This window comes from Paenibacillus polymyxa, assembly GCF_015710975.1.
Classification (GTDB): domain Bacteria; phylum Bacillota; class Bacilli; order Paenibacillales; family Paenibacillaceae; genus Paenibacillus; species Paenibacillus polymyxa.
This window is the reverse complement of record NZ_CP049783.1, coordinates 4640024-4663962: the sequence shown is the minus strand read 5'-3', so window position 1 is coordinate 4663962 and position 23939 is coordinate 4640024. Positions and strand designations below refer to the sequence as shown.

General features: G+C 39.6%; 23 protein-coding genes and 4 pseudogenes. 7 read left to right on the top strand and 20 right to left on the bottom strand.

Annotated features, from left to right (window positions below; all coding sequences use genetic code 11):
* Nucleotides 1–192 precede the first annotated feature (192 nt).
* From G7035_RS21520 to G7035_RS21510, 3 genes are all read right to left on the bottom strand, one after another.
* Nucleotides 193–996 carry a discoidin domain-containing protein gene (locus G7035_RS21520; protein ID WP_019687439.1) on the bottom strand — a complete coding sequence of 268 codons (804 nt, stop codon included), beginning with the start codon at nt 994–996 and terminating at the stop codon, nt 193–195.
* A 790-nt stretch (nt 997–1786) separates the two neighbouring features.
* The gene (locus G7035_RS21515; protein WP_017427688.1) at nt 1787–2962 is read right to left on the bottom strand and encodes an MFS transporter; all 1176 of its coding nucleotides are present in this window, start codon (nt 2960–2962) and stop codon (nt 1787–1789) included.
* A 21-nt stretch (nt 2963–2983) separates the two neighbouring features.
* Nucleotides 2984–3802, bottom strand: a complete 819-nt coding sequence (locus G7035_RS21510; RefSeq protein ID WP_017427687.1) for a MerR family transcriptional regulator — start codon at nt 3800–3802, stop codon at nt 2984–2986.
* Nucleotides 3803–4058: 256 nt separating this feature from the next.
* On the opposite strand from G7035_RS21510, the pseudogene G7035_RS27510 reads away from it, so the two are divergent.
* Nucleotides 4059–4364: pseudogene (locus tag G7035_RS27510) on the top strand (SPRY domain-containing protein); the annotation flags it as partial.
* A 119-nt stretch (nt 4365–4483) separates the two neighbouring features.
* Here the strand turns inward: G7035_RS27510 and G7035_RS21500 are convergent.
* Together G7035_RS21500 and G7035_RS21495 are read right to left on the bottom strand one after the other, a co-directional pair.
* Nucleotides 4484–4906, bottom strand: coding sequence for a hypothetical protein (locus G7035_RS21500; RefSeq protein ID WP_044788171.1), 423 nt, complete (start codon nt 4904–4906; stop codon nt 4484–4486).
* Nucleotides 4907–5350: 444 nt separating this feature from the next.
* A complete protein-coding gene (locus G7035_RS21495) occupies nt 5351–6766 on the bottom strand; it encodes a helix-turn-helix transcriptional regulator (RefSeq protein WP_019687440.1) in 1416 nt (471 codons plus the stop codon).
* Between the two features lie 242 nt (nt 6767–7008).
* Between G7035_RS21495 and G7035_RS21490 the strand changes: the two genes are divergently transcribed.
* Complete coding sequence (locus tag G7035_RS21490) at nt 7009–7461, top strand: hypothetical protein (protein ID WP_019687441.1); 453 nt, start codon at nt 7009–7011, stop codon at nt 7459–7461.
* A 118-nt stretch (nt 7462–7579) separates the two neighbouring features.
* On the opposite strand, the pseudogene G7035_RS21485 reads toward G7035_RS21490, so the two are convergent.
* The 8 genes and pseudogenes from G7035_RS21485 to G7035_RS21445 all read right to left on the bottom strand — a co-directional run bounded on the left by G7035_RS21485 (nt 7580) and on the right by G7035_RS21445 (nt 12070).
* Nucleotides 7580–8050: pseudogene (locus tag G7035_RS21485) on the bottom strand (NucA/NucB deoxyribonuclease domain-containing protein).
* Nucleotides 8051–8153: 103 nt separating this feature from the next.
* Nucleotides 8154–8462 (bottom strand): DUF2500 family protein, encoded by a 309-nt coding sequence (locus G7035_RS21480; RefSeq protein ID WP_019687442.1) that lies wholly within the window; start codon nt 8460–8462, stop codon nt 8154–8156.
* Nucleotides 8463–8705: 243 nt separating this feature from the next.
* Entirely contained in the window at nt 8706–9245 is a 540-nt protein-coding gene (locus tag G7035_RS21475; RefSeq protein ID WP_145958753.1) for a hypothetical protein, read from the bottom strand.
* Nucleotides 9206–9553 (bottom strand): hypothetical protein, encoded by a 348-nt coding sequence (locus G7035_RS21470; RefSeq protein WP_019687444.1) that lies wholly within the window; start codon nt 9551–9553, stop codon nt 9206–9208. The genes G7035_RS21475 and G7035_RS21470 overlap by 40 nt, the downstream gene beginning before the upstream one ends.
* Before the next feature lie 112 nt (nt 9554–9665).
* The gene (locus G7035_RS21465) at nt 9666–10364 is read right to left on the bottom strand and encodes a hypothetical protein (protein WP_019687445.1); all 699 of its coding nucleotides are present in this window, start codon (nt 10362–10364) and stop codon (nt 9666–9668) included.
* Nucleotides 10361–10879: a hypothetical protein gene (locus G7035_RS21460; RefSeq protein WP_019687446.1), complete on the bottom strand. Its 519-nt coding sequence runs from the start codon at nt 10877–10879 to the stop codon at nt 10361–10363. Before G7035_RS21460 ends, G7035_RS21465 begins: the two co-directional genes overlap by 4 nt.
* Before the next feature lie 606 nt (nt 10880–11485).
* Nucleotides 11486–11904 (bottom strand): annotated as a pseudogene (locus tag G7035_RS27945) (phage holin family protein); the annotation flags it as partial.
* The gene (locus G7035_RS21445; RefSeq protein ID WP_019687447.1) at nt 11897–12070 is read right to left on the bottom strand and encodes a hypothetical protein; all 174 of its coding nucleotides are present in this window, start codon (nt 12068–12070) and stop codon (nt 11897–11899) included. The pseudogene G7035_RS27945 and the gene G7035_RS21445, both read right to left, overlap by 8 nt.
* A gap of 331 nt (nt 12071–12401) precedes the next feature.
* Between G7035_RS21445 and abc-f the strand changes: the two genes are divergently transcribed.
* Nucleotides 12402–13889: a ribosomal protection-like ABC-F family protein gene (gene abc-f, locus G7035_RS21440; protein ID WP_019687448.1), complete on the top strand. Its 1488-nt coding sequence runs from the start codon at nt 12402–12404 to the stop codon at nt 13887–13889.
* Between the two features lie 300 nt (nt 13890–14189).
* Here abc-f and G7035_RS21435 read toward each other — a convergent pair whose 3' ends face one another.
* Nucleotides 14190–14870, bottom strand: a complete 681-nt coding sequence (locus G7035_RS21435; RefSeq protein ID WP_019687449.1) for an SDR family NAD(P)-dependent oxidoreductase — start codon at nt 14868–14870, stop codon at nt 14190–14192.
* A 144-nt stretch (nt 14871–15014) separates the two neighbouring features.
* On the opposite strand from G7035_RS21435, the gene G7035_RS21430 reads away from it, so the two are divergent.
* Nucleotides 15015–15587: a TetR/AcrR family transcriptional regulator gene (locus G7035_RS21430; protein WP_230877328.1), complete on the top strand. Its 573-nt coding sequence runs from the start codon at nt 15015–15017 to the stop codon at nt 15585–15587.
* Nucleotides 15588–15934: 347 nt separating this feature from the next.
* Here the strand turns inward: G7035_RS21430 and G7035_RS21425 are convergent, their stop codons facing one another.
* The 3 genes from G7035_RS21425 to G7035_RS21415 all read right to left on the bottom strand — a co-directional run bounded on the left by G7035_RS21425 (nt 15935) and on the right by G7035_RS21415 (nt 19982).
* Nucleotides 15935–17602, bottom strand: a complete 1668-nt coding sequence (locus G7035_RS21425; protein WP_019687451.1) for an AraC family transcriptional regulator — start codon at nt 17600–17602, stop codon at nt 15935–15937.
* Nucleotides 17603–17762: 160 nt separating this feature from the next.
* The gene (locus G7035_RS21420) at nt 17763–18725 is read right to left on the bottom strand and encodes an ABC transporter substrate-binding protein (protein WP_019687452.1); all 963 of its coding nucleotides are present in this window, start codon (nt 18723–18725) and stop codon (nt 17763–17765) included.
* Between the two features lie 339 nt (nt 18726–19064).
* A complete protein-coding gene (locus G7035_RS21415; protein ID WP_019687453.1) occupies nt 19065–19982 on the bottom strand; it encodes a prenyltransferase/squalene oxidase repeat-containing protein in 918 nt (305 codons plus the stop codon).
* A gap of 361 nt (nt 19983–20343) precedes the next feature.
* Here G7035_RS21415 and G7035_RS21410 point away from each other — a divergent pair, with 361 nt between their 5' ends.
* Nucleotides 20344–21552: an IS110 family RNA-guided transposase gene (locus G7035_RS21410; protein ID WP_115293067.1), complete on the top strand. Its 1209-nt coding sequence runs from the start codon at nt 20344–20346 to the stop codon at nt 21550–21552.
* 228 nt (nt 21553–21780) lie between these two features.
* Here the strand turns inward: G7035_RS21410 and G7035_RS27855 are convergent.
* Nucleotides 21781–22126 (bottom strand): annotated as a pseudogene (locus tag G7035_RS27855) (hypothetical protein); the annotation flags it as partial.
* 143 nt (nt 22127–22269) lie between these two features.
* On the opposite strand from G7035_RS27855, the gene G7035_RS21400 reads away from it, so the two are divergent.
* Nucleotides 22270–22596, top strand: a complete 327-nt coding sequence (locus G7035_RS21400) for a hypothetical protein (protein WP_019687454.1) — start codon at nt 22270–22272, stop codon at nt 22594–22596.
* Between the two features lie 147 nt (nt 22597–22743).
* Here G7035_RS21400 and G7035_RS21395 read toward each other — a convergent pair whose 3' ends face one another.
* Both G7035_RS21395 and G7035_RS21390 read right to left on the bottom strand, forming a co-directional pair.
* Entirely contained in the window at nt 22744–22890 is a 147-nt protein-coding gene (locus tag G7035_RS21395; RefSeq protein WP_019687455.1) for a hypothetical protein, read from the bottom strand.
* Nucleotides 22891–22948: 58 nt separating this feature from the next.
* On the bottom strand, nt 22949–23200 hold the full coding sequence (locus tag G7035_RS21390; RefSeq protein ID WP_019687456.1) for a hypothetical protein: 252 nt from the start codon (nt 23198–23200) through the stop codon (nt 22949–22951).
* A gap of 295 nt (nt 23201–23495) precedes the next feature.
* Here G7035_RS21390 and G7035_RS21385 point away from each other — a divergent pair, with 295 nt between their 5' ends.
* On the top strand, nt 23496–23921 hold the full coding sequence (locus G7035_RS21385) for a hypothetical protein (protein ID WP_019687457.1): 426 nt from the start codon (nt 23496–23498) through the stop codon (nt 23919–23921).
* Nucleotides 23922–23939 lie beyond the last annotated feature (18 nt).

Sequence of the window (23939 nt, the reverse complement as noted above, 5' to 3'; positions counted from 1 at the left end):
GAACTGATGAACAAAAGCAAATAGTGGTAGCGTTGTATATCGCCGAAGCGCTGAATCACCTTCGTAATAACCTGACAATGGAAGAAGTCTTGGGACTAACGGAGATATATAGAGATTACCGCCGAACCAGTGCAATGAAGTGATGACATTAGAAAGCTCTGCTAACCTTAATGGGTCGACAGAGCTTTTAATTTATTTAGAGTATTCACTTACTTCAAACGTTAGGATACGATCATACAGCATGTAGTCCTTACGGCTACTGAATGGACCTTTATTGTTATCATGTTTATTGATTGCATAGAATGCTGATCCAGAACCAGCTTGTTTGCCTTCGTACCATGCAATAAAGTCATTGACCTCTTGCATACTCAAATCGAATTCTTTCTCCAAGCCAGTTGTCATGGTGACAACAAGGATTGCACGGTCCCCGTTTGGAGTCGGTTCCTCTGTTCCTGGGTTAGGAGTGGAACTTGATACTTTAGACATCATCTCTAATTCGCCAAGAGTTATATACTGACTTCCATTGTTCGCTGTAATATTAATTCTATAGTCCTTGTATAAATTAGAGTTAGAAAAAGTGAATTTTTTTGGAGTGCTATCTACCCATTCAGTGATATTTGATTGAGTGTCTAGCACATTCCAAGTAATCCCATCATTTGAGCCTTCAAAAGTCCAATCTTTAGGAGCTCGGTCGGTTGCCGTTGTCTGTGGATATATAACGTATTGTTCAATAACTTCAGGTTTAAGAAAGTCATATCTTAACCATGCAGTAGTTTCATTAGATCCCCAAGCACTAGAGATAGTAGCAAAATCTCCGTCAAAAGATCTATATGCGTATGAAAATTCATTGCTCGCACTAGCTACTCCAGATGGCAAAGTGTTAGATGTCATTTTGGGAATTAAATTTTCTGAATACTCTACTTCAGCTGCAAAGACATTTGACAAGGGAAGCGATAAAAGAACTAAAAATAGAATTGTTATACATGCTTTCTTCATTAAATAATCCTCCAATATGTTTAATAGAACTAAGAATAATTTAATTGAGGAAATGTGTCTAAACATAAACTTGCTTATCTATAAATATGTTCTATATTTTTGCATATTTTTTTTTTATTGGGTATTAAAAAAACTCATGCCAGTGCTATACTGGTTGAGTCCTTGTTTTTATTTCACGATAAACCTTACTTTAGTTCCATCAGCACCTGCGTCACCTTCTGCACACATGCCATTGGCGATACTTTCCTACTGTTTAGATACATTGGCTTCGCTAAGGAACGAACTTACTCTAAGCACTTTGGAAGAGAATATTTTATTAGTATCTAGGCTAAATAGTAAAAAAAAGAATACTGGATGCCCGTATTCAAGAAGTACTCGATATCCTTGTAGAACAGTACACTGAGGATTACCAAATCAAGGATTTGGCTCGTGGAGTCCGCCTTTCCCTTTCAAGAATTCCCCATCTATTTAAGCAACAATCTGGAAAACTTCTGCAATATACTTTTCGCCCCATCACTGAAATTCCACTTGATGTGGGTTTCCAGTCCTCTAATTTTTTTTCAAAACAGTTTGCATCTTTTTATGATCTATCTCTTTCAAATTACCGCAAATTGCATCGGGATAACTACTAATCTTCGTGCAATTCTTTCACACAGTAAATAAAGATACACCCCTTAGAGTGGAGATTAGAAGCATCATTGCTCACTCTAAGAGATGTGGAATACATGATGGGCTCACTTGAAGAAGGCGGAATATAAATTTAGTTTCACCTAGTCAGTCCATTTCATATTTATTTAGTAACAATAGGAGTTCCAGTCCTACTGCTCATTTTTTTAAATAGTAAGATGGCAAGAAGTAAAGCAATGCTTACAGCGGCAAAACCCAGCCAATTCAAAAACAGGACAGATATACGACTAATGACAATCCCGCCTAATCCAGATCCCAGTGCAAAACCAAATTGGATGAACGAAGTATTTACGCTAAGGGTAATGTCCGGATTTCGAGGCGCTAGAGTAACTAGATATAGTTGCTGGGCGGGGGAAATACTCCACGTTGCTAACATAAAAATCATTAAAACCAAGATTAATACCAAGATATTGACACCCGCTAGAGCGAATAAAAGAAGAGTCGCCCCTTGTAACAGGAGTCCGAAACAAATTGTAAATTTCGATCCTTTTGCATCTGCCAATTGTCCGCCCACTCTTGATCCAACAAAGCTGCAAATTCCCGCCAGGAATAGAACACCGCTAATTTCGGTTATGGAAAGAGAGGATGTGGCTTGCAAGAAAGGCGTAATATAGGTGAACAGTGTAGAATAGCCGCCGATATAAAGTAAAGTAATAACCAAAGCAGTCAGAATTGTTGAATTCCTTAAAATGGAGAGCTGCATTCTGAGGGTAACCTTTTCTTTTTCTTTGATTGCCGGCACCTTTTTATAGATGATAAGTAAAGGAAGAACACTTAACAAACCGATTAAAATAAATAGAACTCTCCATCCAAACATCTCACTAAAAAATGTGCCAATGGGAACCCCGAGCACTAGCGAACTGCTAAGCCCCATCAAAATGATACCGATGGCATTCCCCCTTTTTTCTTTTTCAACGAGTCGTGTCGCTACTGCCATGGCTACCACCGTAGTAATTCCTCCGCTAGCTCCTTGAATCATTCGTACCCATAGTACTGTTTCGTAAGCAAGATCTACAAACATAAGTCCGTTGCTGGCAATAAACACACTAAGGGTGGCCATCAGTAGCTTCTTGCGATCTGCATTTATCGTTAATGCAATCAAAATCGGAGCGATAATAGCTGCTGCGAGAGCAAACACAGTCACCAGTAACCCAGCTTCGGAAGTAGATACTCCTAAGTCCATAGCAATCATTTCAATGACTCCTGTGATAATGTATTCAATGGTTCCGATCAGAAAAACAGCCAGTGCCAGGACATAGATGATCAGTTTATTTTTCAATTCACTCCACTCCTTCTCCAGTTATTTATTTATAATTGGAATTTGTATTTCCATGAATTGTGCATCTTGTTCTGGAGATAATGGTAAATATATTTCCCTACCAGATTCGTTTTCCTTGATCTGATAGTTATTTTTCTCAATCCACGTAGCTAAATGGACACAGGCTGTACAAGCAAAGTTAGAATTTGAACGAAAAGCCATTGTGGCCATCATCGGCTCAGGAGGAAGAGTCCGTAGCCGAAATGGGTCTGGAGATAATAGCAACTCACAGGTTAAAAAGTAACCGACTTCAAACTCGAACTCATCCTCTTTTCCGTCTATTTCTTTCCACAAAACAACCTGCGGACCTTGAGTCAACTGGCGAATTTCCTTTGTTAATAACTGATTAAATTTACGAAACAGGTCTGGAATGTCCTCTTCTCTCCCGCATGCTTTCTGAAAAAGAAACTGCCTGGCACCTTCTGCTTTGACTCTGATTTCTTGCCCTGTTTCGACTTGCCCCTCTTTTTCTATAAGCTGCATACGTTCCTCAATCCTGACAAGTTTGGCTTGTTCCGTATCGATGATTTGCTGGATTTCGCTTCTTTTCAGCTTAAACATCCCTTGAATATTCTCCAATGTAATATCTTCGTGGAGCAACTGTGTAATTTGTGGCAAAGTGAAACCCAATTCCTTATAGAATAGGATTCGGTTGAGCTCAAGAAGCTGATCTGCGGAATAGAAACGGTAGCCAGTATCGCGATCCACCTTTCTCGGCTTCAGTATGCCAATCTGGTCATAATAGCGAAGAGTTTTTAAAGAGACCTTGCTTAGCCTGGAAAACTCACTGATTTTAAACAAAATATCATCTCCAATCTATAACATAATGGGAGTATACAGTTTCCCGTGCAGGGGAAAGTCAAGGGTGTGAATGTTTCTCCTTTTCATATCTAAGATCGATTGCCTTCCTTGTCTCAACCTATGTTGGTGTAAAAGGTCGGAACCACCGTGGACCTGCACCACCTGAAAACCTTTTATACACTTGCTTCCACTCTTTTAAAAATACAATTAATCCTCTTGCGATTTCTTTTATCATACGATACCTTCATAGTATTTAAACACAACACCTGATCCATCAACAAAGCCCGATCCGTCTACAACACCTGGATCATCGGATACAGATAGATCATCGCAACCAACTGGTGATCGCGCTATTTTGACTGTAACAATGGATAATGGATTTGATAAAGAATTCGATTTGAGTAAAAAAGAATTGAACGCCTTCATCGCTTGGTATGACGCTAAAGATGCAGGTAGAGGCCCTTCATTCTTTGCCATTGATAAGCACAATAATAACAAAGGACTCCATACTGGTTACATACCAGCGGAATCCTTTCTCACATTTGCTCTAAATTCAAATTGATTAACGAAAAAAGCTCTCCCACCAATTAAGGGGATTAATTCACTTGCTGGCTTGAACAAACACATATTTAACTTTCCGCATCAAATGGCCAGAAGGACAAGTTGTATTCCTAGAGTAATTTAGAGGTTTCCAGGCTGTGAATCAGCTACTCCCCATGTTTCTCCGTCAACTTTATAATCGCTGCCTCTCCACTGAAGTATGTAGTCTCCAGAACGCAATCCGTCGCTAAAACCTTGGTCTGTAGATTTCCAAGTCACTGTGTCGTGAGGAACGATTATTAAACTTTCAATATATAGTTTGTTTGAACCGCTGTGAGTTAAACTTACTCTTACTGGATGATCAGAGTGATTCTTCATACAAAGTTTAACATGACCCCATCCTTTAGGGACACTAAAGGCTTCTTTTACAGTTGCGCTTCCACCCGATCTTTGAGAAATTATATTGTTTCCACTAGTTTTACTGGGTGAAGCTGGAACTGCACCTACCGTAGTTGCTATAGATAAAGATAAAATCAAGAACTGAAATATTCTTTTTTTCATCATTTTCCCCTCCTATTTTTGATATGCTCTACCTTAAAGTGACACCATCTACAATCTGGTAGGTCCTTTCACTTCTACTCTAAATTCAAACTATTACGAAAGAAACACAATCCATTAATCTTAACCGACTCCAGTGTAAACTTCTCCACCGTAGTCCACAATATTTATCAAACCCTCTCCCAACGGCTGTACTACATATACTCTTACTATCCTAATGCAGCTGTAAATAGTTCTATACCCGGCTTTAACATTTTATATGTATGGTTCATACTGATCACCTCAGATAGTTATTCTGCCGTATGTGTGGTAATTCCTGCACTAAAGAAAGCTCTACCAACCATAAGGTTAGCAGAGCTTTAGCTTTAAAATCCTCCAATGGTAACGTTAGGCTGAATACTATGGTGATGGTTAAAGGCTTGATCCGGCACAGTAACAATCAACAAAAAGCTAGCCGCAATGATTAGAAGTACCACTTTTTTGAACATTGTTTTCCCACACCCTTTCAATAAGATTGAAATACTCAGCTTTAGTTTCAGGAACCGCATGGGCTTGAAAACGAACAAACAACCCCATGCAGTTTATAAAGTAAGTTTCATTATTTATTATATGTGACTTTACCATTGCATTCATCAAATATTTAAAGCCATCAATGTACTTCCCTCGATGTAAAAAATAAAAACCTAACTCATAACCAAACCACGCGATATAATCCGGTATCACTTGTCTGGTGTACATATCATCTGATGATAGTTGTTGTGAAAAAGTCCCGATAAGGGTTTCAAATCGTTTTAGTATATCGTCTACATCTATGCTATATTGGTTTGCGGCAATTATAACATTAAGCAGTTTTGATATCTTTTCATTTTCGTTAGTCTCTGATGTCGCTACAATATATTCAACATAATCATGCAGTACATTTATATCTCCAGATAAAAGCTTATATACGTAAGTATTACCTTCTGCCCACTGACTGAACAAGTTCATCCAGTGCTTAGTATCCTCGTCGTCCTCTTTAACCCAGTCTAAATCAGCATAGGCATATGTATATTGTAAAGCTTGCTGATAATCGCCCCGTGCTTCACAAACACTGGCACACAATAGATCAGCATAAGCAATGTATCCAAATAACGGTCCTCTTGTTTTCTTTTCTAGCGTTCCATCTTTGTGTTGCTCGTTATGGACAAACGAGTATTGGATTACAGCTTTAGCTCTCATTTGCCTTGCCATTTCGTCTACCTTGTCCCATTTACGCAAAGACCTGTACACGTTAGCTAAATCCTTCAGCGCGTCAAGCTGTTCTATTTCATCTAAGCGTTCGACAAAAGCCTCAAAAACGGCTGCTACCCTAACATTTTGGCTTTGATCGTCCCCAATCTGAATCGTGAATATACGATATTGGCAGACTGCCAAACGTTCAGAATGTTGATATCTCTCCGCTTCAGCTACCCCTTCATAGAGCAGCAATGCAGCCTTATGTCGTCCCTGTACCAATAATTCCTCTGCAATTTCAAATAGCTTGGGTGAATAAAGTAGATTGTCCATGATGGCTCCCACCACTCGTCGGATCGCATCCAACTTGTCCAACTCCGCACAACGAAACAAAAACGGTTCGATTCGCCTCATATTGGGTGGATGGTCGATGATGTAGTTTTCTATAAATAGATCATAAAAGTGACCTTCTGGTAAACCCATAGCCTCAGTGATTAAGTCAAGCTGGTTAACAGACATAGACTTATTCCCTGAAACAATGGCGCTTACCGCTCCCCTATTCATGCCTGCTATATGTCCAAACTCCGTCATGCTCAAACCTTCTTGTTGTAGGTATCTGTCTAATTCTGCTCTAATCGTAGGTGTATGCTTCATGTCATATCCACCCTTCATACAGAAATTCCAAAACTTATATATTATTGCATTCTATTGTTGTCCATAATTTAACAGTTGTCAATAAGTTTTGAAATATTTGTCATGCAATACTTAAAAGAATTATATATTTTCGAATATTAATTTTTTTACCATTTTGTTAATGAAAATGTACATTTTATTCCTTTTTATGTGCTATGATTGGTCAGTAGTACAAATTATACCATTCGGGAGGACGGTTTTTGATGAAGCTTAAAAACACAGCAATCATTCTTACAGGTCTATTGGCTCTTACGGCAGTAGCTCCGCTGGCTGCTTCCGCCACACCAGTTATGGGGGTTGAATTATCAAAGAGGCATGGAGGTATAGTTATCCAGTCAACTGGTCAAGAAGTACATGAGGTTCTTGGCGGGACAAGTCCGACGATGGAGTTTACTGTCAAAAAAGGTTATGGACATGTAAAGATTAAAGTGAAGAATACAGGAAGCAACACAATTTCGTGGAGCTTGCAGGGTAACGGGAGGGAATACCTTAATAAAACTGTTGGCAAAGGTGATACATTAACGTGGACTAGTCTTAATTCATACCCTAACGGGATGCCATCAGGGGAATACGTAATTCAATTCCGAGCTGGCGGTAACAGAGTTGAAGGCGAAGCTTGGGGTACTACCGGTCAGTATCCATCAGACATTAACTAACCAACCTCAAGCAGGTGAGTATCTTGGAGTTATATCCGAGACACTTTTTGAATTCAATTTTGCTATACTTAGTGTCTACTAAGCCCAGCTAACCTTAATAGGTCGGCCGGGCTTTTTACTATTTAACGATAAATTCAACTTTTGTTCCGTTAGCATAGTCGTCCAGCTTGTGACCGACCCACGATTCTGCTCCACGATTATCCTTTGGACTTATGTACTTAATGTCTGCACCCTCTCCACCTTCGGCGCATAAGGCCATAGGCCACTCGTCTCTATCCTTGCCCTTTTTAGTCGGCACGCCTTTAAGGGACAGCTCGCGGTTATGATCGGCTCCTGCTCGTTCGATGGTGCATACCGATGATTTTCCGGCTGCTATGGCCTCTTTTATGTGCTATGCTGTCTCAGGATAGCGCTCTGACGGAAACTCCAGTTTGACCGTGTCAGCCGATACCTGGGTTACTGGAACGGCTACAGGGTCGCTCTTAGTAGTCTTTACAACGTCTTGTTGTACGCTGCATCCAGCTAATAGGATTGTTATTAACACGGTAAAAATCCATTTAACATATGTATTCCTCCCCCTATAAAGCAGAAAAACACCCCACCGGCTTGAGCCAGCGGAGTGCTACCGATGCTTTCGGATTTATATAGAAAGTATATACCGCTTGGTTGATTCTGTAAATATCCTGATGACCTTACGTTACTACGCGTTCTACCCAGTCCCAAGTACCTTGACTTGTTACTTTTATTTTATCTCCTACAACAAAAAGACCGTATTTATCTTCCCTAACTATAATTTCTTTTCGCTCATTTTTTTCAAACTCGCAGGTTATGTAGAATGTTTTTGAGGACGATCCTTCGGTCCAATTAACTCGTTTATCAACCACTTCTCCTATCCGTTCTATTTTCGGTTGTTTACGATTTTTTCTGGCTGTAATATCTGCACCTATGATCGCTGAAAGAATAAGTCCCACGACCAAAGCTGAAAGAATCCAAAAGCCCATCTATAATCCTCCTAAATATTCATTCGTTGGTAATTATAATATCGGCTTTTCAACTGATTATTTTGATATCCAATGAAAATTAATAGAAAAACACCCCACCAGCGTATGCCAGCAGGGTATCACCGATATTTTCGCATCTAAGATGGACAATATGTTGTTAGAAGCAAGTCATGATCAAAATACAAGTTATAAAAAGGATAATAACCATTCCTATTCGAGTTTACAAATCTCAAAACATTTTATTTATATCTGAAGTTCAGATTTAACACGTGTAATAATTTCATCACCTATATAATTTCTGAATTCTTCCTTAGCTTGCTCGTTCCATTTATTATTTGTGATAGCTTGCTGATAAGCTTGGAAAAGAGCTGGTAGGACTTCGGTATACATCAGAATTGATAAAAGGACTTTTCTTTTCTCATCTTGATAGGCATTAGCAAACATTCCCTCATATTCGTAATCATGGATCGAGAGACTTCCATTTGCCCATAAATGCACAGGTATTCTTTCATTTTCGTATTGAATACTTAGGCTTAGTGATTTAAATGGGTCATCCATAAACAAGAATGCCAAAGTTCCAAGAATAGCCGATATATGTTCTCCTTCGCCCATTAATTTATGAACAGTATCTTGTGTAGTTCCATGAAAACCTGTCCAAGAACGAATTCGTATTGAAGGGTTAAATGAAACAAGTTTGTTATTTCTCGTAAATACATTAAGCAACCAATAAAAAAAGTCTTTACTTAACTTATAATCAGAAGGCTCTTTTTGATGTGCCTCCATATCTCAGTTGGTAGCAAATCACTACAATATGTATTCAAATTTGCACTAAATGGCATCAATGGAGCTATATACACAGCTTGTTGATACTCAAAAAAAATGGAACTGTATTTGACAACATTTATGCGATCTTCTTTTGGAACCAATTCCTCACCTTCAAACCAACTCTCCTTTCTTTTATATCTCTCATTGTGTCCTTCAGCAAGTAAAAAGCGAACAGGAACTCGTGTCCCAGAAACTAATTCATTAATTCCAAGGTCAAATCCTGACACCTGATTCAGCGTTTTGTCAATGGTTCGTGTGCCGGCCACAGCTCATCATTTACTACCTCGTCTAATATAGACGATTCCTCAAGTAAACGTGCTGCTTCTTCTAAACTCCTTACCCCATCAAAACGTAGTATTTGCACTGCAAACATAACGTTCACTCCCTTAGTAAAATGACATCAATTTTTTGCTCTTTTTTGTCTATCCACATGTAGGTCAATAGAATCATAACATAATTCAATACAAAATTACTATGAAATCTCAATTTAGGGACTATAGACCCATTTCTTCTTAATGTATTGTTTATAGTGAAATAGAAAGGTATATCGAATTTCGCCTGATAATCATAATTTCCAAGCGAAATAGGAGCAGACCATTTATTTACCGATGTAGCTCCACCTATACTATTTGAGATTTCTTCATCTATCTCAAATGTAAACCAATTATTCCAGTGTACTTCAATATAATGTTCTGATCCTAACCTTGATAAAAATTTCAAGAAATTATTCTTATAATCGACTGATACTTTTATCTTCATTTTCTTCAAACCAGTTGAGGAGTCATATTTCACAGTAAGATCACCTTCAGGGTCTTTAGGATCTTCAATGGAAAACTTTATTGAAACAGGCTTTTTAAATTTTGAAAACACTTTACCCAATATATTGTACAATAATACTAAAATCGCTAAATCAATTGCAGCTGTTGTCGTTTCAACATTAGTGGCATTGAGTGTCCATCCTGTTATTTCTAGTATTTTTTTGAAGGGTCTTATATTAAAAATCAACAGAAGGAGGAGAGAAACGGGGGTTGCAGAAACAGTAAATAAATATTTGAATGCATTCCAAAAATATCTCAAAATCCCCCACCCTTTAGAGTAGTTAGAAAGGGATTAAGCTCGCCTACATCCTCTTCTTCCTCAATTGAAATTACGCCATTATTAAACAAAGAATAATAGTTACCATTCTTGCTCATAAATGAAAGTTTCTTCGGTATTGAATCTTGCTCTGAATTATAAAAACTAATTTCATCATGTATCTTTATAAAGTTTTCTTCTATAATGCCTTCAACTAATGTTTTATTAATTGAAAGTTGATCCTCCTGGTTTAGCGGAGGGTCAAATTCAATATTTTTAACTTTAAAATTTAGTTCAGAAAGATTTTTTATAACTTTTGAAAATCTGTTGGGGGGAAAAATTAATTGTCTTAATCCATTAGCATTAGCATCATTCAGTACACTCAAATACGAGTTAGATTTTTTATAATCATAGAAAATGATTACTAAATTTTCATTTTCATGCACTTTATTTTTTTCTTTAATTGGGCGAGGTGTTTGTCCAGTTAGTCCAGAGAAAATCTTACCTATTGAACTCATCTTTATCATCCCCTCCCTTATATTAGTTATACGATATTATACACATGTTTACAATAATATGGTATGTATTTTCGACTTTATTATGTATCAATCATACCAGAACACACGTTCTTTTTACGGTAAAAAATACCCCATCAGCACTGCTGGTAGGGTATTTTCTTCATTCTTTATTCCGTAGTTACAGTCGTCTGCGTAGGTTCTACTGGTGCCGGAATAGGCTCAGGTTCAACCTGCACCTGAGCAGGAGCAGTGAGTACGGCTTCTGCAGTAGCCTGTGCCAAGAATTCATTGAGCTTTGCAGCCAGACCCGATACAGCTTCCTTAGCTGCGGCCTGTGCTACCTCCTCGTTTGGCTGTGCTTCAGTAGCAAGTACTGCCTTCGTCTTTGCCTTATACTCATGATATGCCTTCTCAATTGCGATCTTAACTCTAGTTGAGATACTACAATACCTTGACTGAAAAGAGTAAGTGAAGCATACTGCAAAGCCTCCTGAAGCTTACGTTCTCCCCCAGCTTCTTTAAATGATGTTTGAGCAACGTATCGTTGTCCCTGACTTGCTTTAATGAAGGCAAATGCAATACCTTACTTTTCAAAACTTCTACGGCCTATCGGGCCACGAGAGGGATAGGTGCGCCGAGTCTGCCGCCATTCTCTAAAATGAACAGCAGCTCATTTGCCATATAAAAATAGGCGACCGCATCCCGGAATAGGTGCGAAACGCCTAAGACTCCATTAATCAGATGGGATACTGCTACCATTGCAAAAATAAATACTTTTCGAGCGATGCCGACGAAGACCAATCTTACTTTTTAAATTTGGTTCGGTTCCCTTCTCACCACCTTCTGCACCAGCAGCAAATAATCCAATCACATAATCAATAATAACCAGAGTAAACACCGCCCCCAATACTCCCGACCACCCACCGTAAAAATACGTCACAACGCTAACTAAAGTGGCGCTAAATTTAAAAATCTCCCACTTATCCAGCCTTCTTCCCCCATCTCTGCTCAGGAAAATTATCCTGCCCCCTCTTCGTTTGGTTTCTTTTCCTTCAATTCCTGTGCATTTATCTCTGCTAATGCATTTCCTACCGTAATATCCAAACCTATAGGTATTTCTTTCTGTCGTGCTGGTTGCAAAGCAATGACAGCAGAAGATTGTTGAATAACAGTAATCAATCTAAATAGCATGTCGATCTACGCAAGGCTTCAGCCTAAACGGAACTAACACAGGTTGTAGTTAAATTACTATTGTGATAAACTGGATGTAATTTGATGATGGGAGTTGAACGGATACATGTAGAACTTTCTTGCTTCGAGATCATGAAAAGAACGGACGCAGCGATTGGCTGTGGTCGTTTTATTTCATCTCTGCAAGAAAGCTCTGCGTTTCGTTTGCGCTCCCTCTCCGGACAGTCATACGGCCCCTTAGACCGGGGTCTTATTTCCTTGTATGGATTAGAGCCGCAAGAAAGCACCTTTCTTGCGGCTCTTTTTATTTCCAAACGAAAGGATGATTGCCATGCCCGCCATTCAGGTAACCAATCTTACTTTTGCCTATCCAGGCAGCTATGACCCTATATTCGAAAATGTTCATTTTCAAATTGATACAGACTGGAAGCTGGGCTTTACGGGGCGAAACGGTCGAGGTAAAACGACGTTCTTAAACCTGCTGCAGGGGAAGTACGAATACAACGGTACGATCTCCACACCAGTTGCCTTTGATTATTTTCCATTTCCCGTCGAACATCCGGAGTATTTGACCTTAGATGTCGTCGAAGAGATCGTACCAAGCTTTGAGAACTGGAAGCTGATGCGTGAACTGAACCTGCTTAAGGTTTCAGAAGACGTGTTGTACCGACCATTCGAATCGCTGTCCCAAGGAGAACAGACGAAGGTATTACTAGCCGTGCTCTTCATCCAAGACAATCGATTTCTGCTCATCGACGAGCCGACCAATCATCTCGACTTGCACGCACGCAAGCTTGTTGCCGATTATCTGAATACGAAGCGCGGTTTCATTCTTGTTTCACACGACCGGGCTTTTCTCGACCGCTGTGTGGATCATATTCTAGCGATCAACAAAACGAATATCGAAATCCAAAAAGGCAACTTCTCCAGCTGGTGGACGAACAAAACTCGCCAAGATACATTCGAAATGGCACAAAACGAAAAGTTGTACAAAGACATACAGCGTTTATCAGCTTCCGCTAAACGTACTAGTAGCTGGTCTTTCGAGACCGAAAAATCTAAAAACGGCACACGAAATTCCGGTTCCAAACTTGACAAGGGGTACGTCGGGCATAAGGCAGCCAAAATGATGAAACGCTCAAAATCCATTGAACAGCGGCAACACACTGCTTTAGAGGAAAAATCAAAACTGCTCCGAAATATCGAACAGTCAGAAAGCCTTGCGATCTCTCAGCTCGTGTATCCCAAATCGGAACTGGCGATGCTGGATCACGTCACGATTTACTACGGGGAAAGAGCAGTTTGCAAGAACGTTAGTCTGACGATTGAACCAGGAGATCGGATTGCAATTTCAGGCCCAAATGGTTCAGGTAAGTCTAGCTTGCTTCACCTGCTCAACGCTGAGGAGCTGCACTATACAGGTACGTTTCAACGGGATCCGCAGCTTCGTGTTTCCTATGTATCCCAGAATACTTCTCATTTGCGAGGTACGCTTTCCGATTATGCAGCAGAGCACAGAATTGACGAAAGCTTATTTAAGGCCGTGTTGCGTAAGCTAGATTTCGCCCGCATCCAATTCGAGAAGGATATATCGGCGTTCAGCGGCGGGCAGAAAAAGAAGGTTCTGATCGCGAGAAGCCTATGTGAGGAGGCTCATCTGCATATTTGGGACGAACCGCTCAACTTTGTCGACGTGATTTCCCGGATGCAAATTGAGGAGCTGCTGCTTGAATACACACCGACCATTGTATTCGTGGAGCATGATCGGGAATTTCATGACCGTGTCGCCACGAAAACGATTGAACTCGGTGGGGATTAGAATTTTACAAAGTGACTTGGAGTAAGACATAATTTTAATGGCAGAAAGCTTAGCAGCATAACTTTTATAAAAAGAAAAAAGATTGAACTAAAGGCACGCAATAGTTAAATCAAACATCGGCAGTCTAGGATTTTATTTTTTCGTCCACGGCTGCCGATGTTTTTATTGAAGACAGTTTAATAGTTATCTTACTAAGACTGAGAGGCTTATATTATTCTACAGCGGGCTCGCTTCTTCTGCTCTACTCTCCCTGTCAATCCTATAAGATTTTTAAGACATCCACTTATCTCTTTTATTATATTAGTTTGACAATTTGGTTGGGTTAATCTCTTGTGGGAAAGTATCTTCAAAACAATCCTTTTTCTCATATAAATTGTACCAAGCCTCAGCAATAAGATCTGGATCTCCAGCCGTACCTGCTTGTATGACAGTGCCAATTGAAAGATGACCGACATATATGCCTTTTTCTTTCAACTCAAAATGCAAATTTGTAGCATAATTACGAACACCACTCATTACCATACCAACATTTCCAACAGACGGGTAGGAAACCATTGCAGATATTCCGGTGGTCAATAGAATTGCACCCGAAGCATTATTTATCATATCTGGTATTACTTCATTCACAGAAAGAACGGCAGGGAGTAAGTAACCTTTTATCTGTTCTAACACATCTTCTGCTGTTGTTTCTAACACATGCTTGAAATGCGTAGGTCCTGCATAGGGGCTGAATTCCAAAACATCAATATGACCAAAGTCTTGTTTAACAGCATTTAATGCTTGTTTTAGTGCTGGCAAATCCCTGACATCCGCTACATAAGATTTCGCTTCAATATTTAGCTTCTTTAGTTCGTTCACGATTATGGCCAATTTCTTAGGGTTACGCGAAATGACAGCAACCCTAAATCCTTTCTCCCCAAATTTTTTTGCAAGGGACAACCCCAATCCAGGTCCTGCACCGATAATTGCTATAGTCTTCATTTTATACAAACTCCTTTTTTTGTGGTATACATATAACAACACGTGTTGTTTTAACATCTTAAATTCAATACACAAAACGAACAACCAACAATATAGTTACCAATGTTGCTATAGCAACAATATTAAAGAATTATTGGGTTAGGAGTGAATCAATTGGGGACAAAAGTAAGAAATTTACGAACAACTTATACTAAGGAATCTTTAGTTAACGCTTTTTTTAATTTAGCAACTAAGAAGGATTTTGAAAAAATAACAGTGGCAGATTTAACAGAGGGAGCGCAAGTAAATCGAGCTACTTTCTACGCACATTTTAACGATAAGTACGATTTATTGAATTACATTATGGGAAATTCCGCTTCAAATGCTATTGCAAAACGGACAACAGGATCAATAAAATTGGATCAAGAAAGTATAAGCCAACTTGTTTTAGCTGTTTGTGATTTTTACCAACAACCGAGATTACAATGTCGCCAAAGTAATATAAGTTTAGTAACACCCCAATTAAAAGAAAAAATATTGAGTGAATTGAAATTGTATTTGCTTAAGAGCATAGAAAACTTATATACAGATATGGAAAAAGGTCTATTCGTATCTATTTATGCGAATGTAATTCATGAGGCTGGTTTTTTATGGGCTTCCGGAAAAGTAAAATTGGACAAAGAAGAAATTGCTAAGAAAATTTCGTTATTCGTATTAGGTGGGCAGAACTCTCTTTAAAGCTAGTTTTTGCTCATTTTCTTGATATTGTTCACCCTCCCTCCCAACAATAAGAAGCAATAAAAAACACAAGCACTACGCTTGTGTTTTTTGATGCAGCCCATATCAGATTACTCTCGAATTTTCGTAGCAATTTTCATCAATTCGTCAAAAGTGGTTTTCAAACTGTGCTCTTCATCCACTGTTGTTTTATGCGAGCTCCCTGCGCTAAAATTGAGTACATTCCTCGTTAATCGAGTTATGCTGGTTAAGCGCTGTCCGCGATCAGGCGAAAACGCCTTTGAATGGTGTGCGTAGCCTGTGACGAAAGTTGAATTAATAGTGATTAGGGTTTAAGCCTCCTCTAATCACTTAATTTTCTTATTAAATATATACGGTAGCACCTCTAGCAACCGTCCTCGCGTAATGGGATCATCATGATTCCATGTAGTATCCACAAAATGAGTGTTACCGTTACTTAAATCGGCTAAAGCCGCGATATGTGAACAGTGAGCAACCGTTTGCAATTCTTGGCGAGGAGCCAAGACGAAATTGCGATCGCCAGCATAGTGATTTATTTGATGCTGCTGAATTTCTATCCATGCTTGCCCTTGCTCGATTAGGTGCATCACATTGGCAGAAGGACGAAAGGCAAGAGATTCATACAAGGTGGCAGCCAATCCGCTCTGGCCCATAATATAAAGTTTTGTACCAAACTTGAGATAAACAGCAGCCGTCTCTCCAGCAACATAAGCATCTGCTAATTGCCTACGTAACCATCTTACTTTGTCCTCATATCTGGTAATCCATTTCTCCGCAGCGTTACTACGTTCAACTAGTTTAGCGATATACCGTAACCGTTCAAACAGTCTAAACTTACTGTTAAGTATAACAGTAGGAGCGATCGTATCTAGTTTCTGCAAATCTTGTTCAGGATGCACATAGCTAAGCAATAATAACTCCGGCTGTAGTTGTGCAATTTTATCTGGATCTGCCCAATACCCAAGATTATGAATATTTCGCAACTTATTGTGATAAATCACGTTATCTTTCATGATCGAGATGGCCGCCCCTATAGGGGGCATGGCTAAAACGAGTAATTCTCCAAGCGTAAATTTGCCATCTGTCACAATACGTGTTGTATCTTTGGGAACATGAATCTTTCTGCCAAATGAATCGATAACTGTTCTTTGCCGGGTACGAAGATGAATATTCGAATATTCACGCGGAGTGTGTCCAGTTAATTTATGAAAGCACCGGCTGAAATAATATTCATCCTTAAACCCAATTTGCCGAGATATTTTGCCCAATGTCTCGGTGGAATTACGCAGAAGTCCTTTGGCATGGTTTATGCGTAATTGGACCAAATATTCATTTGGTTTTTTGCCAGTCATTATTTTAAACTTCTGACTATATTGCCATCTGACCATTCCAGCCATGGAAGCAAGTTTTTCAACGGTTAAGTCCTCATCATAATGCTGTTCCATATAATGCACAGTTTGTTGAACCAAGTTTATCTTTTCATTGTTCTGCGACTGGGAAACTTGCTCATCGAACTGAACCATCAACCCCAGAATGAGCTGAAGTCTACCTTGCATCATAGCCATTTCTGATGTGGATGGAGAGGAACAGCATTGGTTACTTATCCGTGCTTCTTTTCCTAATACTCGATTGACTTGAGAAATCAACAGATTATAGGGGGAACCACAAAGCAAAGGTGGATGAGCAACCGGATTCAAAGTCATTCCTTCTACTTCAAAGGTTTCAAAGATAAAGCGTACAAGCTGTGCCTCTTTGTTGCTTGATTCCATAGTGTAGCGCTGTACAGGCAAAACCAGAATGCAGCTTCCTTGTCGCAGATCGATTGCAATGTTGTCTACATACAGCCGTATGCCGTGACTGAGTGCTATCAATAATGTGCATAAATTTGTTTCATTGTCATTCATTCCCTCATTGTGGCTGTTCGCTAGAATTATCTGGTCAACTTGAAACCTATCATAGTGTTGCAGCCTAATATACAGGGGTGTTAGATTCATAAGCAACTCTCCAACAATTGAAAATGAGAATCATTATCGTTATTGTAACATATAATGACCTGCTTTCAACTATAAACTATAGTTCAGCTTTTAATAGTTGGAGTATGTGCTATTTTAGAAAACTAGCGATATAAAGAACTGAATGTGCCAAAATAATTACTTACTGTTGTTCCATCCATTGTGGCATCTGTTTAAACAATTGCTCCAAGGCTAACAAATTATCTGTATTCCATTCACTGGGAATAACATGAACATTTCCCTTTTGAACTGCAGGCAAAGTTGCCCATATCGGTCTTTGGAGCAGTCGGTCAGCTTCTGTTTTACTTTCACCATCATCTTGTACAACTACAAACAAATGATCACCAGCAAATTCTGAAAGCACTTCTTCTGAAATATTAACGAAAGACACGCCTTCTTTATCAAGAATATTCTTCTTTACAGCTGGTGGGACGGCAAAACCGTTCTCCCCATAAATAATAGCACCCAGGCTACGATCGCCCATAACATAAAGAGTTTTACCCAACTGGTAGAAAATTGTTGCTGTCTCCCCGTCTGCTAATTGAAATTTATCAAACATTTCTTTCGACTGTTCTTTATACTTAGCAATCAATTGAGCTGCCTCTTCCTGTTTGCCAAAGATATTTCCCATCTCCTTTACACGTTCTGTATAAGGAAGAGCTGGGTTAAAGGGGATAGTAGTAGCAATTTTCGACAATGCCTCATTATGATCTGCTTCTGCTTTGTAATAACCATTAATAATCAGATCGGGTTTTAAACTCAGAATCGTCTCTAAGTCACCCGGGTTTCCAACATCAACGATTCCTTCAAGTCTACCTTCATAGTAACTAGGAATATCTTGGGGAAGGTTATTACCAACAACCGGAATGCCCATCGCTAAGAAATCACCAATTGTTTGGCCAATATAAACCACTCGTTTGGGATCTCCAGGTATTTCAACCTGTTTACCTGTTATCGTTGTATATTGAACAGTTTTCTCACTTTCCTCTTTCTGTTCATCAGACACGCTGCTATTAGCATTAGAAGTACTGCATGCCGATATTATCAACAACAGGAGGAAACTCCCTACCCAGAGTATAATTTGCTTTCCACGTTGTTTCTTCACACTTGTTGCCCCTTTCCTTCTCTCTAATAATTGAAAATGATTATCATTTAAGGCATTATTATAGGTTGTGTGAAAAGGGGAAACAATGAAAAAAACGCAACGGTTTATTTGGAAAAATGTCAATGATCGTCCCACACAAAACATCTGTTCTTTTATTTCATTTATAACTTAACAGGTACGAATGAGATATATTTTAACAAATCCTCATGGTTTAGTTTATTGAGCTACCTCAACAAAGCCTCTTCTTTTGCTTCCCGTTTTACGGTAACTTTCCCCTCTAAGCCTTCCTCATCATGGTCCGTTCCTCTTCCAACATGAGATCCTTTCTAAAGGAAGTCTTTATGCATAGGTATACTCCGTTCCCAATCGTTCGATAACTCGATCCAACTGTCTGGTTAGATAAGGCGAAACGTCACCAATGCCAGCTACTGCTCCTAACAAGGGAAAGGGTTGTCCACCCCACGGGCCTTGTGGATCAAAGACTTGTCTACCGATTCGCAAGCCTCCTGTTTCCTTGAAGATGTTCAATCGTTCCAATCCTTCAATAAGCAGCCCGACCGGCAGCGTTTTGTTCCTACGTCGGGACCATTCTGCCAAGAAGGACATACCGCGTAATATATCATATTCAAAAAACCTCGGAAAGCAAGGCTTCAGCCATTCCATATCGATGACGCTTCTATTTTGTTTAGAACATACAAGACGATGCTCAATTAAATAACGTGCTCCCTCATCTAAGAAAACGGCTTCCTGTTCAGTAAATTCACGATCTGTATGCCATAAGATAGCTTCAAGCGGAGGAAGTGTTGAAACAATAGAGCTCTTTTTAGAATGAGTATAAGCTTCAGGGTCGCAGTTCAGCCCGCCATCAGGTAACTGATGCTTTAAGAGCCATTCGCGAATCCAAGGCAGTTCCTTATCCAAATCACAGCCATACGCCATTAGAATCATATAGTATACGGCAAGTTCACAATGGCAGCAATCCAACTTCATCTTATCACTTTTACTTGTTGGATGGTCATCGGCGGATATGATGAAGGTCGGCCAGACCTGAGTTTCGAGTAAATATTTTGCTCCGACAATAGCAGACTCGGGAATTAGTTTCACCTCTCCCATTTCATAAAGAGCAGCCATATGCCACCAAGCTCCATCCCATTTTCGACGGCTGCACTCGCCGTGAGTCATCCCCAAATGCGAAGTAGATTCAAGGAACTGTATAGATTCTTCGATTGCTAAACGAATATTTTGATTTGTTTCCATCTGGGTATCTCCTTTTTGATTATCTCTACTTCACGCTTCAGTTAAGCAACGCCTCACTTCGTATAACCATCCACTTTTAAAAAATTCGATATGTTATTAAACTATCCTGCCCGTTCGTATTATGAGATCAACCAGTTCTTTCTGGTTGATCCTTTTTTCATTTGCATAGAGGATTAAGGTAGCCTGGTCGAACGTACCTGCCCGTGGGACTTGATCCCGAGCGCTATAGTGTTCGCCCTACTTGTCATGACCATGATTGAGGCTGGTTGGGACGTAAGATCCCGTATAACAAGCGATGCTATGGAGCGACAAGAAGAACCTTAGGGATGCCGGGGAGTCTAAACTTACGGGGAGAGATGAAATGAATCCAGTTGTCGGTCTAGATATTTCAAAAGAAGAAAGTCATGGACAAGCCTTTTTAGCGCGCGGAAAGCCCTTCAGAGGGACATTCCACTTCGAGCACACTCGTGATGGCCTAGCAAATTCACATCAAGTTTTGAAGGATGTTGAGACTGCATCCAGACTACGTCCTCTGCTTATTCTAGAAGCAACCGGCCATTACCAAAGTCCCGTTGTTCAGTTCCTAGAAGAACATCACTACATTTACATTGTCATTAATCCACTCATCTCAAATCGGCTTAGAAAGTCTCAACTTCGTAAAGTAAAGACGGATGCTGCGGACGCTTACCTATTGGGAGAGTTGTACTACAAGGAAGAGTTTGAACCTTTTAAGAAAAGAGGTGTGCAACTTCTCAATCTGCGCTATCTTACAAGACAGTATGAGTCCCTTTCAAAGATGTGTGTACAGACGAAGCTACAATTCCAAGCTGTTTTAGATCAGGTTTTCCCGGCTTACAAAGGCGTCTTTGGAGCTATGTATTCCGGTGTTTCACTACGGTTTTTAAGTGAATTCCCATCCTCATATTCAGTTTTGCATACAGATGAAAATACACTCAAAGCTAAGATGAAAGAACTGCTTTCTTCGAAACGAGGGCGTTCAGAGGACTGGATTAACCAACGGATTCAACGACTGCTAGATGCGGCAAAACAAAACCCGTTTCAGCAAACCATGTATGCTAGCCACTTAATCAATTTGAAAGTCCTTATTACCCTCATTCTTCAGTATCAAGAGCATCTTACTGAATTGGAACAGAACATAGATGCTCTGGCCGAAGAAATTGAAGAGTATGAATTAATTCAGTCGATTCCCGGTATTGGGCATAAAATTGCGGCAACAATTTTATCTGAAATTGGAGAAGTCGACCGATTTGATCATCCTAAAAAGCTAGTGGCTTTTGCAGGCATTGACCCGAGTGTCTTTGCTTCCGGTAAATTTACAGCAACTCGAAACCGAATCACGAAACGTGGTTCCAGGCAGTTGCGTTACGCACTGGTAATGGCTGTCCAGTGTGGGCTTATACGCTCCCGAAATATGCGACTCAAAGCGTTCTATGATCGCAAGAGAGCAGAAGGAAAACCACATAAAGTAGCTCTAATCGCATGTGCAAATAAGCTCATCCATTGGCTTTATGCCATCTTGAAAAACAAAAAGGAATTTCGTCCAATTTAAAAGATTATCATTGGCATAACCTTCCAAGAAACAACGGAAATTGGAGGGTTATTTGGCATGCTCATTTTAACTATACCACATGATTTAGAATCCCTTTACTGGTAATCTTGACAAGCTATTAGCTGGTATAGCTTAATGAAGCATCGTCAGACTATTACTTTGTTTTACAGTCTAGAACTTTAGACAATACAAATATGACCGCAAAGGCTTAAGCCTTTACGATCTTATTTACTTCTGCATTTTTAGTCCAATTTCACCTTCCTCGTTTCGTCCCCGTCCATAGTCGGTCGTGACAAAATCTAAGGTGCAATTGATCTTCAAACTGTTTGCTATGTTCGCAATTGCTCTGCGCCGCTTATCCGCGAATGTAGTAGCTTAAATACCCGGTATGTCTTTAGCGCTGGTCTTTAACTAGAGCGGTGTTGGCTGTCACATCTGCTGTCAGTTCTTGACCAGAAACTCGTTTGACAACCGATCCTTCCGCCGAAAGCAAATCATATGCAGTCATTCGGTTTTCCAACTGTTGAAGTGAGTATTCATAATTTTTTATTACACCAATTAAGTCAGTATACTGTCATCATCATTTATCATTCCTTTATATAATGTGATTATTTGTTGTAATCGTTATTTTTGGTAGATGAATGTAAATCTAAGCACTATAATTACCTTACACCATAGTTTGCATACGAAGATAAACAAACTAAGGAGGCTTTACTTTTGAAAAAATCTATTATCGCTTTGGCTGCTGGCACCGTTCTTCTTGGGGCATTGTCTGTACCGTCTTTAAGTTTTGCAGAACCAGTCCCAACTTCAGCAAATATTTCTTCTGAGTCACCATATACTCCGCCTCAAGGGAACAAAAAATGGGTAAGTGGCATCAGAGGTGCAACGGTTAAAGAGGATATGAAATCAACAGTTCCAACTCAAAAATTTTACATGACAGGAGGCTTTGGAGGGAATATTTCTTTATATAAATGGCAACAAAAAGGCAACAATAAAGTATGCCCATTATATCAAGGCTACATTTACAAAATGTTCCGTTAATAATAAAATTAACCCTAAAGTAAGCACTTTTTTTTCATAGGTGCTTACTTTTTTTATCGTTGTTATCTACCATATTTAATCCTCACCTATCTATACTTACTACACCCACATATAACGGTACAGCGCATAGTATAGAGGTATAGGCTCTTACCATGGGGTGCCCTCCGCTATCTTTTGGAGTTGATTTACGTACACTTTATAAGTCTCGTCACTATAAGCAAGCACGGCAACTCTACCAACACGATGAATCTCAATATGATTAACTTTCATAAAAACGGAAACTCTGTTCATCATTGTTGTTCCTCCTTAGAGATCAAAAACCAGAAGTTTAGGAAATTCTCTCCATCGTTGATTAACTCACGGTATGTTTTATAGACATGGTCATCCAGCTACTCGCACTCATCGCATCCATCTTAACAGCACGGTACAGTTTCGTAATCAATCTCATTTTCCAAATGCTCGTAATAGGCTTGCTCCAGATTTTCAGTAGCATTGTAATTCCGTCCAATCCTGTAGCATATTGAATGGTCGTTGCTCTCCATCTTAATTTACATGTTTTTCCACACTCATCCGCCATCTTGGCTCCATCCACTCTTTGCAGCATAAAAGAACATTATACGGGCGTATACAATTAAAAATTCCTTTCCGCACTACTGTAAGTAGGGTGCCCGAATGCGTACCCGCCTTTTTTTCATCCGTGGAGTATTTTTAAAATCGAAATCAACATTTTCACAGAGGAAGAAACCTTTGTATCCGGCAGCATTACAACGATTGTTTCGATGAACATTGTATAAGGCTGTTTTCTCCTTCTTTACTCCCTATAGGCTAAAATATGTTTATTCTCACTGCCCTCAACAATAAATATGTTCTGCATAAACTATCAATAAGGAGATGAGAACATGACTAGATTGTTAGATGCTCGAACATCTCAAAACGCAAGTTACGGTAATACGATCTCAATTCCCTTGCCAGCCAATACTGCTGTTGCCATCGCGGAGCTTGGTTTAGATGTAACGGACGCCATGCGTGTACAAGTATCAGGGATAGCCGAGCTTGCATTTCCTACCACTCCACCATTTGACTCCGTTATTTCTTTTTCTATTGTTAGAGGCGATGTCGATTCGCTCGTTGCTTACGCCCTTTACTCCGTGAGTGTCTCCGAAGTAAACCCAAACGCTGTACAAGTCGTCACCATCAATGCATCCGATTACAATATCCCTCTACCACCATCCAATGAATTGGTATATACCTTATATATATTTTGCACAGCAGCTGCTACCCGAATAGGAATGGAAAGCTTTAATGCTGTTGCTTATTCAGATTAAAATACTACCGTAACATGG

What these genes read in the sequence shown, in the direction of transcription:
- G7035_RS21520 (WP_019687439.1), bottom strand. Translation starts at nt 996, where the DNA reads ATGAAGAAAGCATGTATAACAATTCTATTTTTAGTTCTTTTATCGCTT.
- G7035_RS21500 (WP_044788171.1), bottom strand. Translation starts at nt 4,906, where the DNA reads ATGATGAAAAAAAGAATATTTCAGTTCTTGATTTTATCTTTATCTATA.
- G7035_RS21495 (WP_019687440.1), bottom strand. Translation starts at nt 6,766, where the DNA reads ATGAAGCATACACCTACGATTAGAGCAGAATTAGACAGATACCTACAA.
- G7035_RS21490 (WP_019687441.1), top strand. Translation starts at nt 7,009, where the DNA reads ATGAAGCTTAAAAACACAGCAATCATTCTTACAGGTCTATTGGCTCTT.
- G7035_RS21480 (WP_019687442.1), bottom strand. Translation starts at nt 8,462, where the DNA reads ATGGGCTTTTGGATTCTTTCAGCTTTGGTCGTGGGACTTATTCTTTCA.
- G7035_RS21475 (WP_145958753.1), bottom strand. Translation starts at nt 9,245, where the DNA reads ATGGAGGCACATCAAAAAGAGCCTTCTGATTATAAGTTAAGTAAAGAC.
- G7035_RS21460 (WP_019687446.1), bottom strand. Translation starts at nt 10,879, where the DNA reads ATGAGTTCAATAGGTAAGATTTTCTCTGGACTAACTGGACAAACACCT.
- G7035_RS21445 (WP_019687447.1), bottom strand. Translation starts at nt 12,070, where the DNA reads ATGCTATTTAGATTGATTACTGTTATTCAACAATCTTCTGCTGTCATT.
- abc-f (WP_019687448.1), top strand. Translation starts at nt 12,402, where the DNA reads ATGCCCGCCATTCAGGTAACCAATCTTACTTTTGCCTATCCAGGCAGC.
- G7035_RS21435 (WP_019687449.1), bottom strand. Translation starts at nt 14,870, where the DNA reads ATGAAGACTATAGCAATTATCGGTGCAGGACCTGGATTGGGGTTGTCC.
- G7035_RS21425 (WP_019687451.1), bottom strand. Translation starts at nt 17,602, where the DNA reads ATGAATCTAACACCCCTGTATATTAGGCTGCAACACTATGATAGGTTT.
- G7035_RS21415 (WP_019687453.1), bottom strand. Translation starts at nt 19,982, where the DNA reads ATGGAAACAAATCAAAATATTCGTTTAGCAATCGAAGAATCTATACAG.
- G7035_RS21410 (WP_115293067.1), top strand. Translation starts at nt 20,344, where the DNA reads ATGAATCCAGTTGTCGGTCTAGATATTTCAAAAGAAGAAAGTCATGGA.
- G7035_RS21395 (WP_019687455.1), bottom strand. Translation starts at nt 22,890, where the DNA reads ATGATGAACAGAGTTTCCGTTTTTATGAAAGTTAATCATATTGAGATT.
- G7035_RS21390 (WP_019687456.1), bottom strand. Translation starts at nt 23,200, where the DNA reads ATGCTGCAAAGAGTGGATGGAGCCAAGATGGCGGATGAGTGTGGAAAA.
- G7035_RS21385 (WP_019687457.1), top strand. Translation starts at nt 23,496, where the DNA reads ATGACTAGATTGTTAGATGCTCGAACATCTCAAAACGCAAGTTACGGT.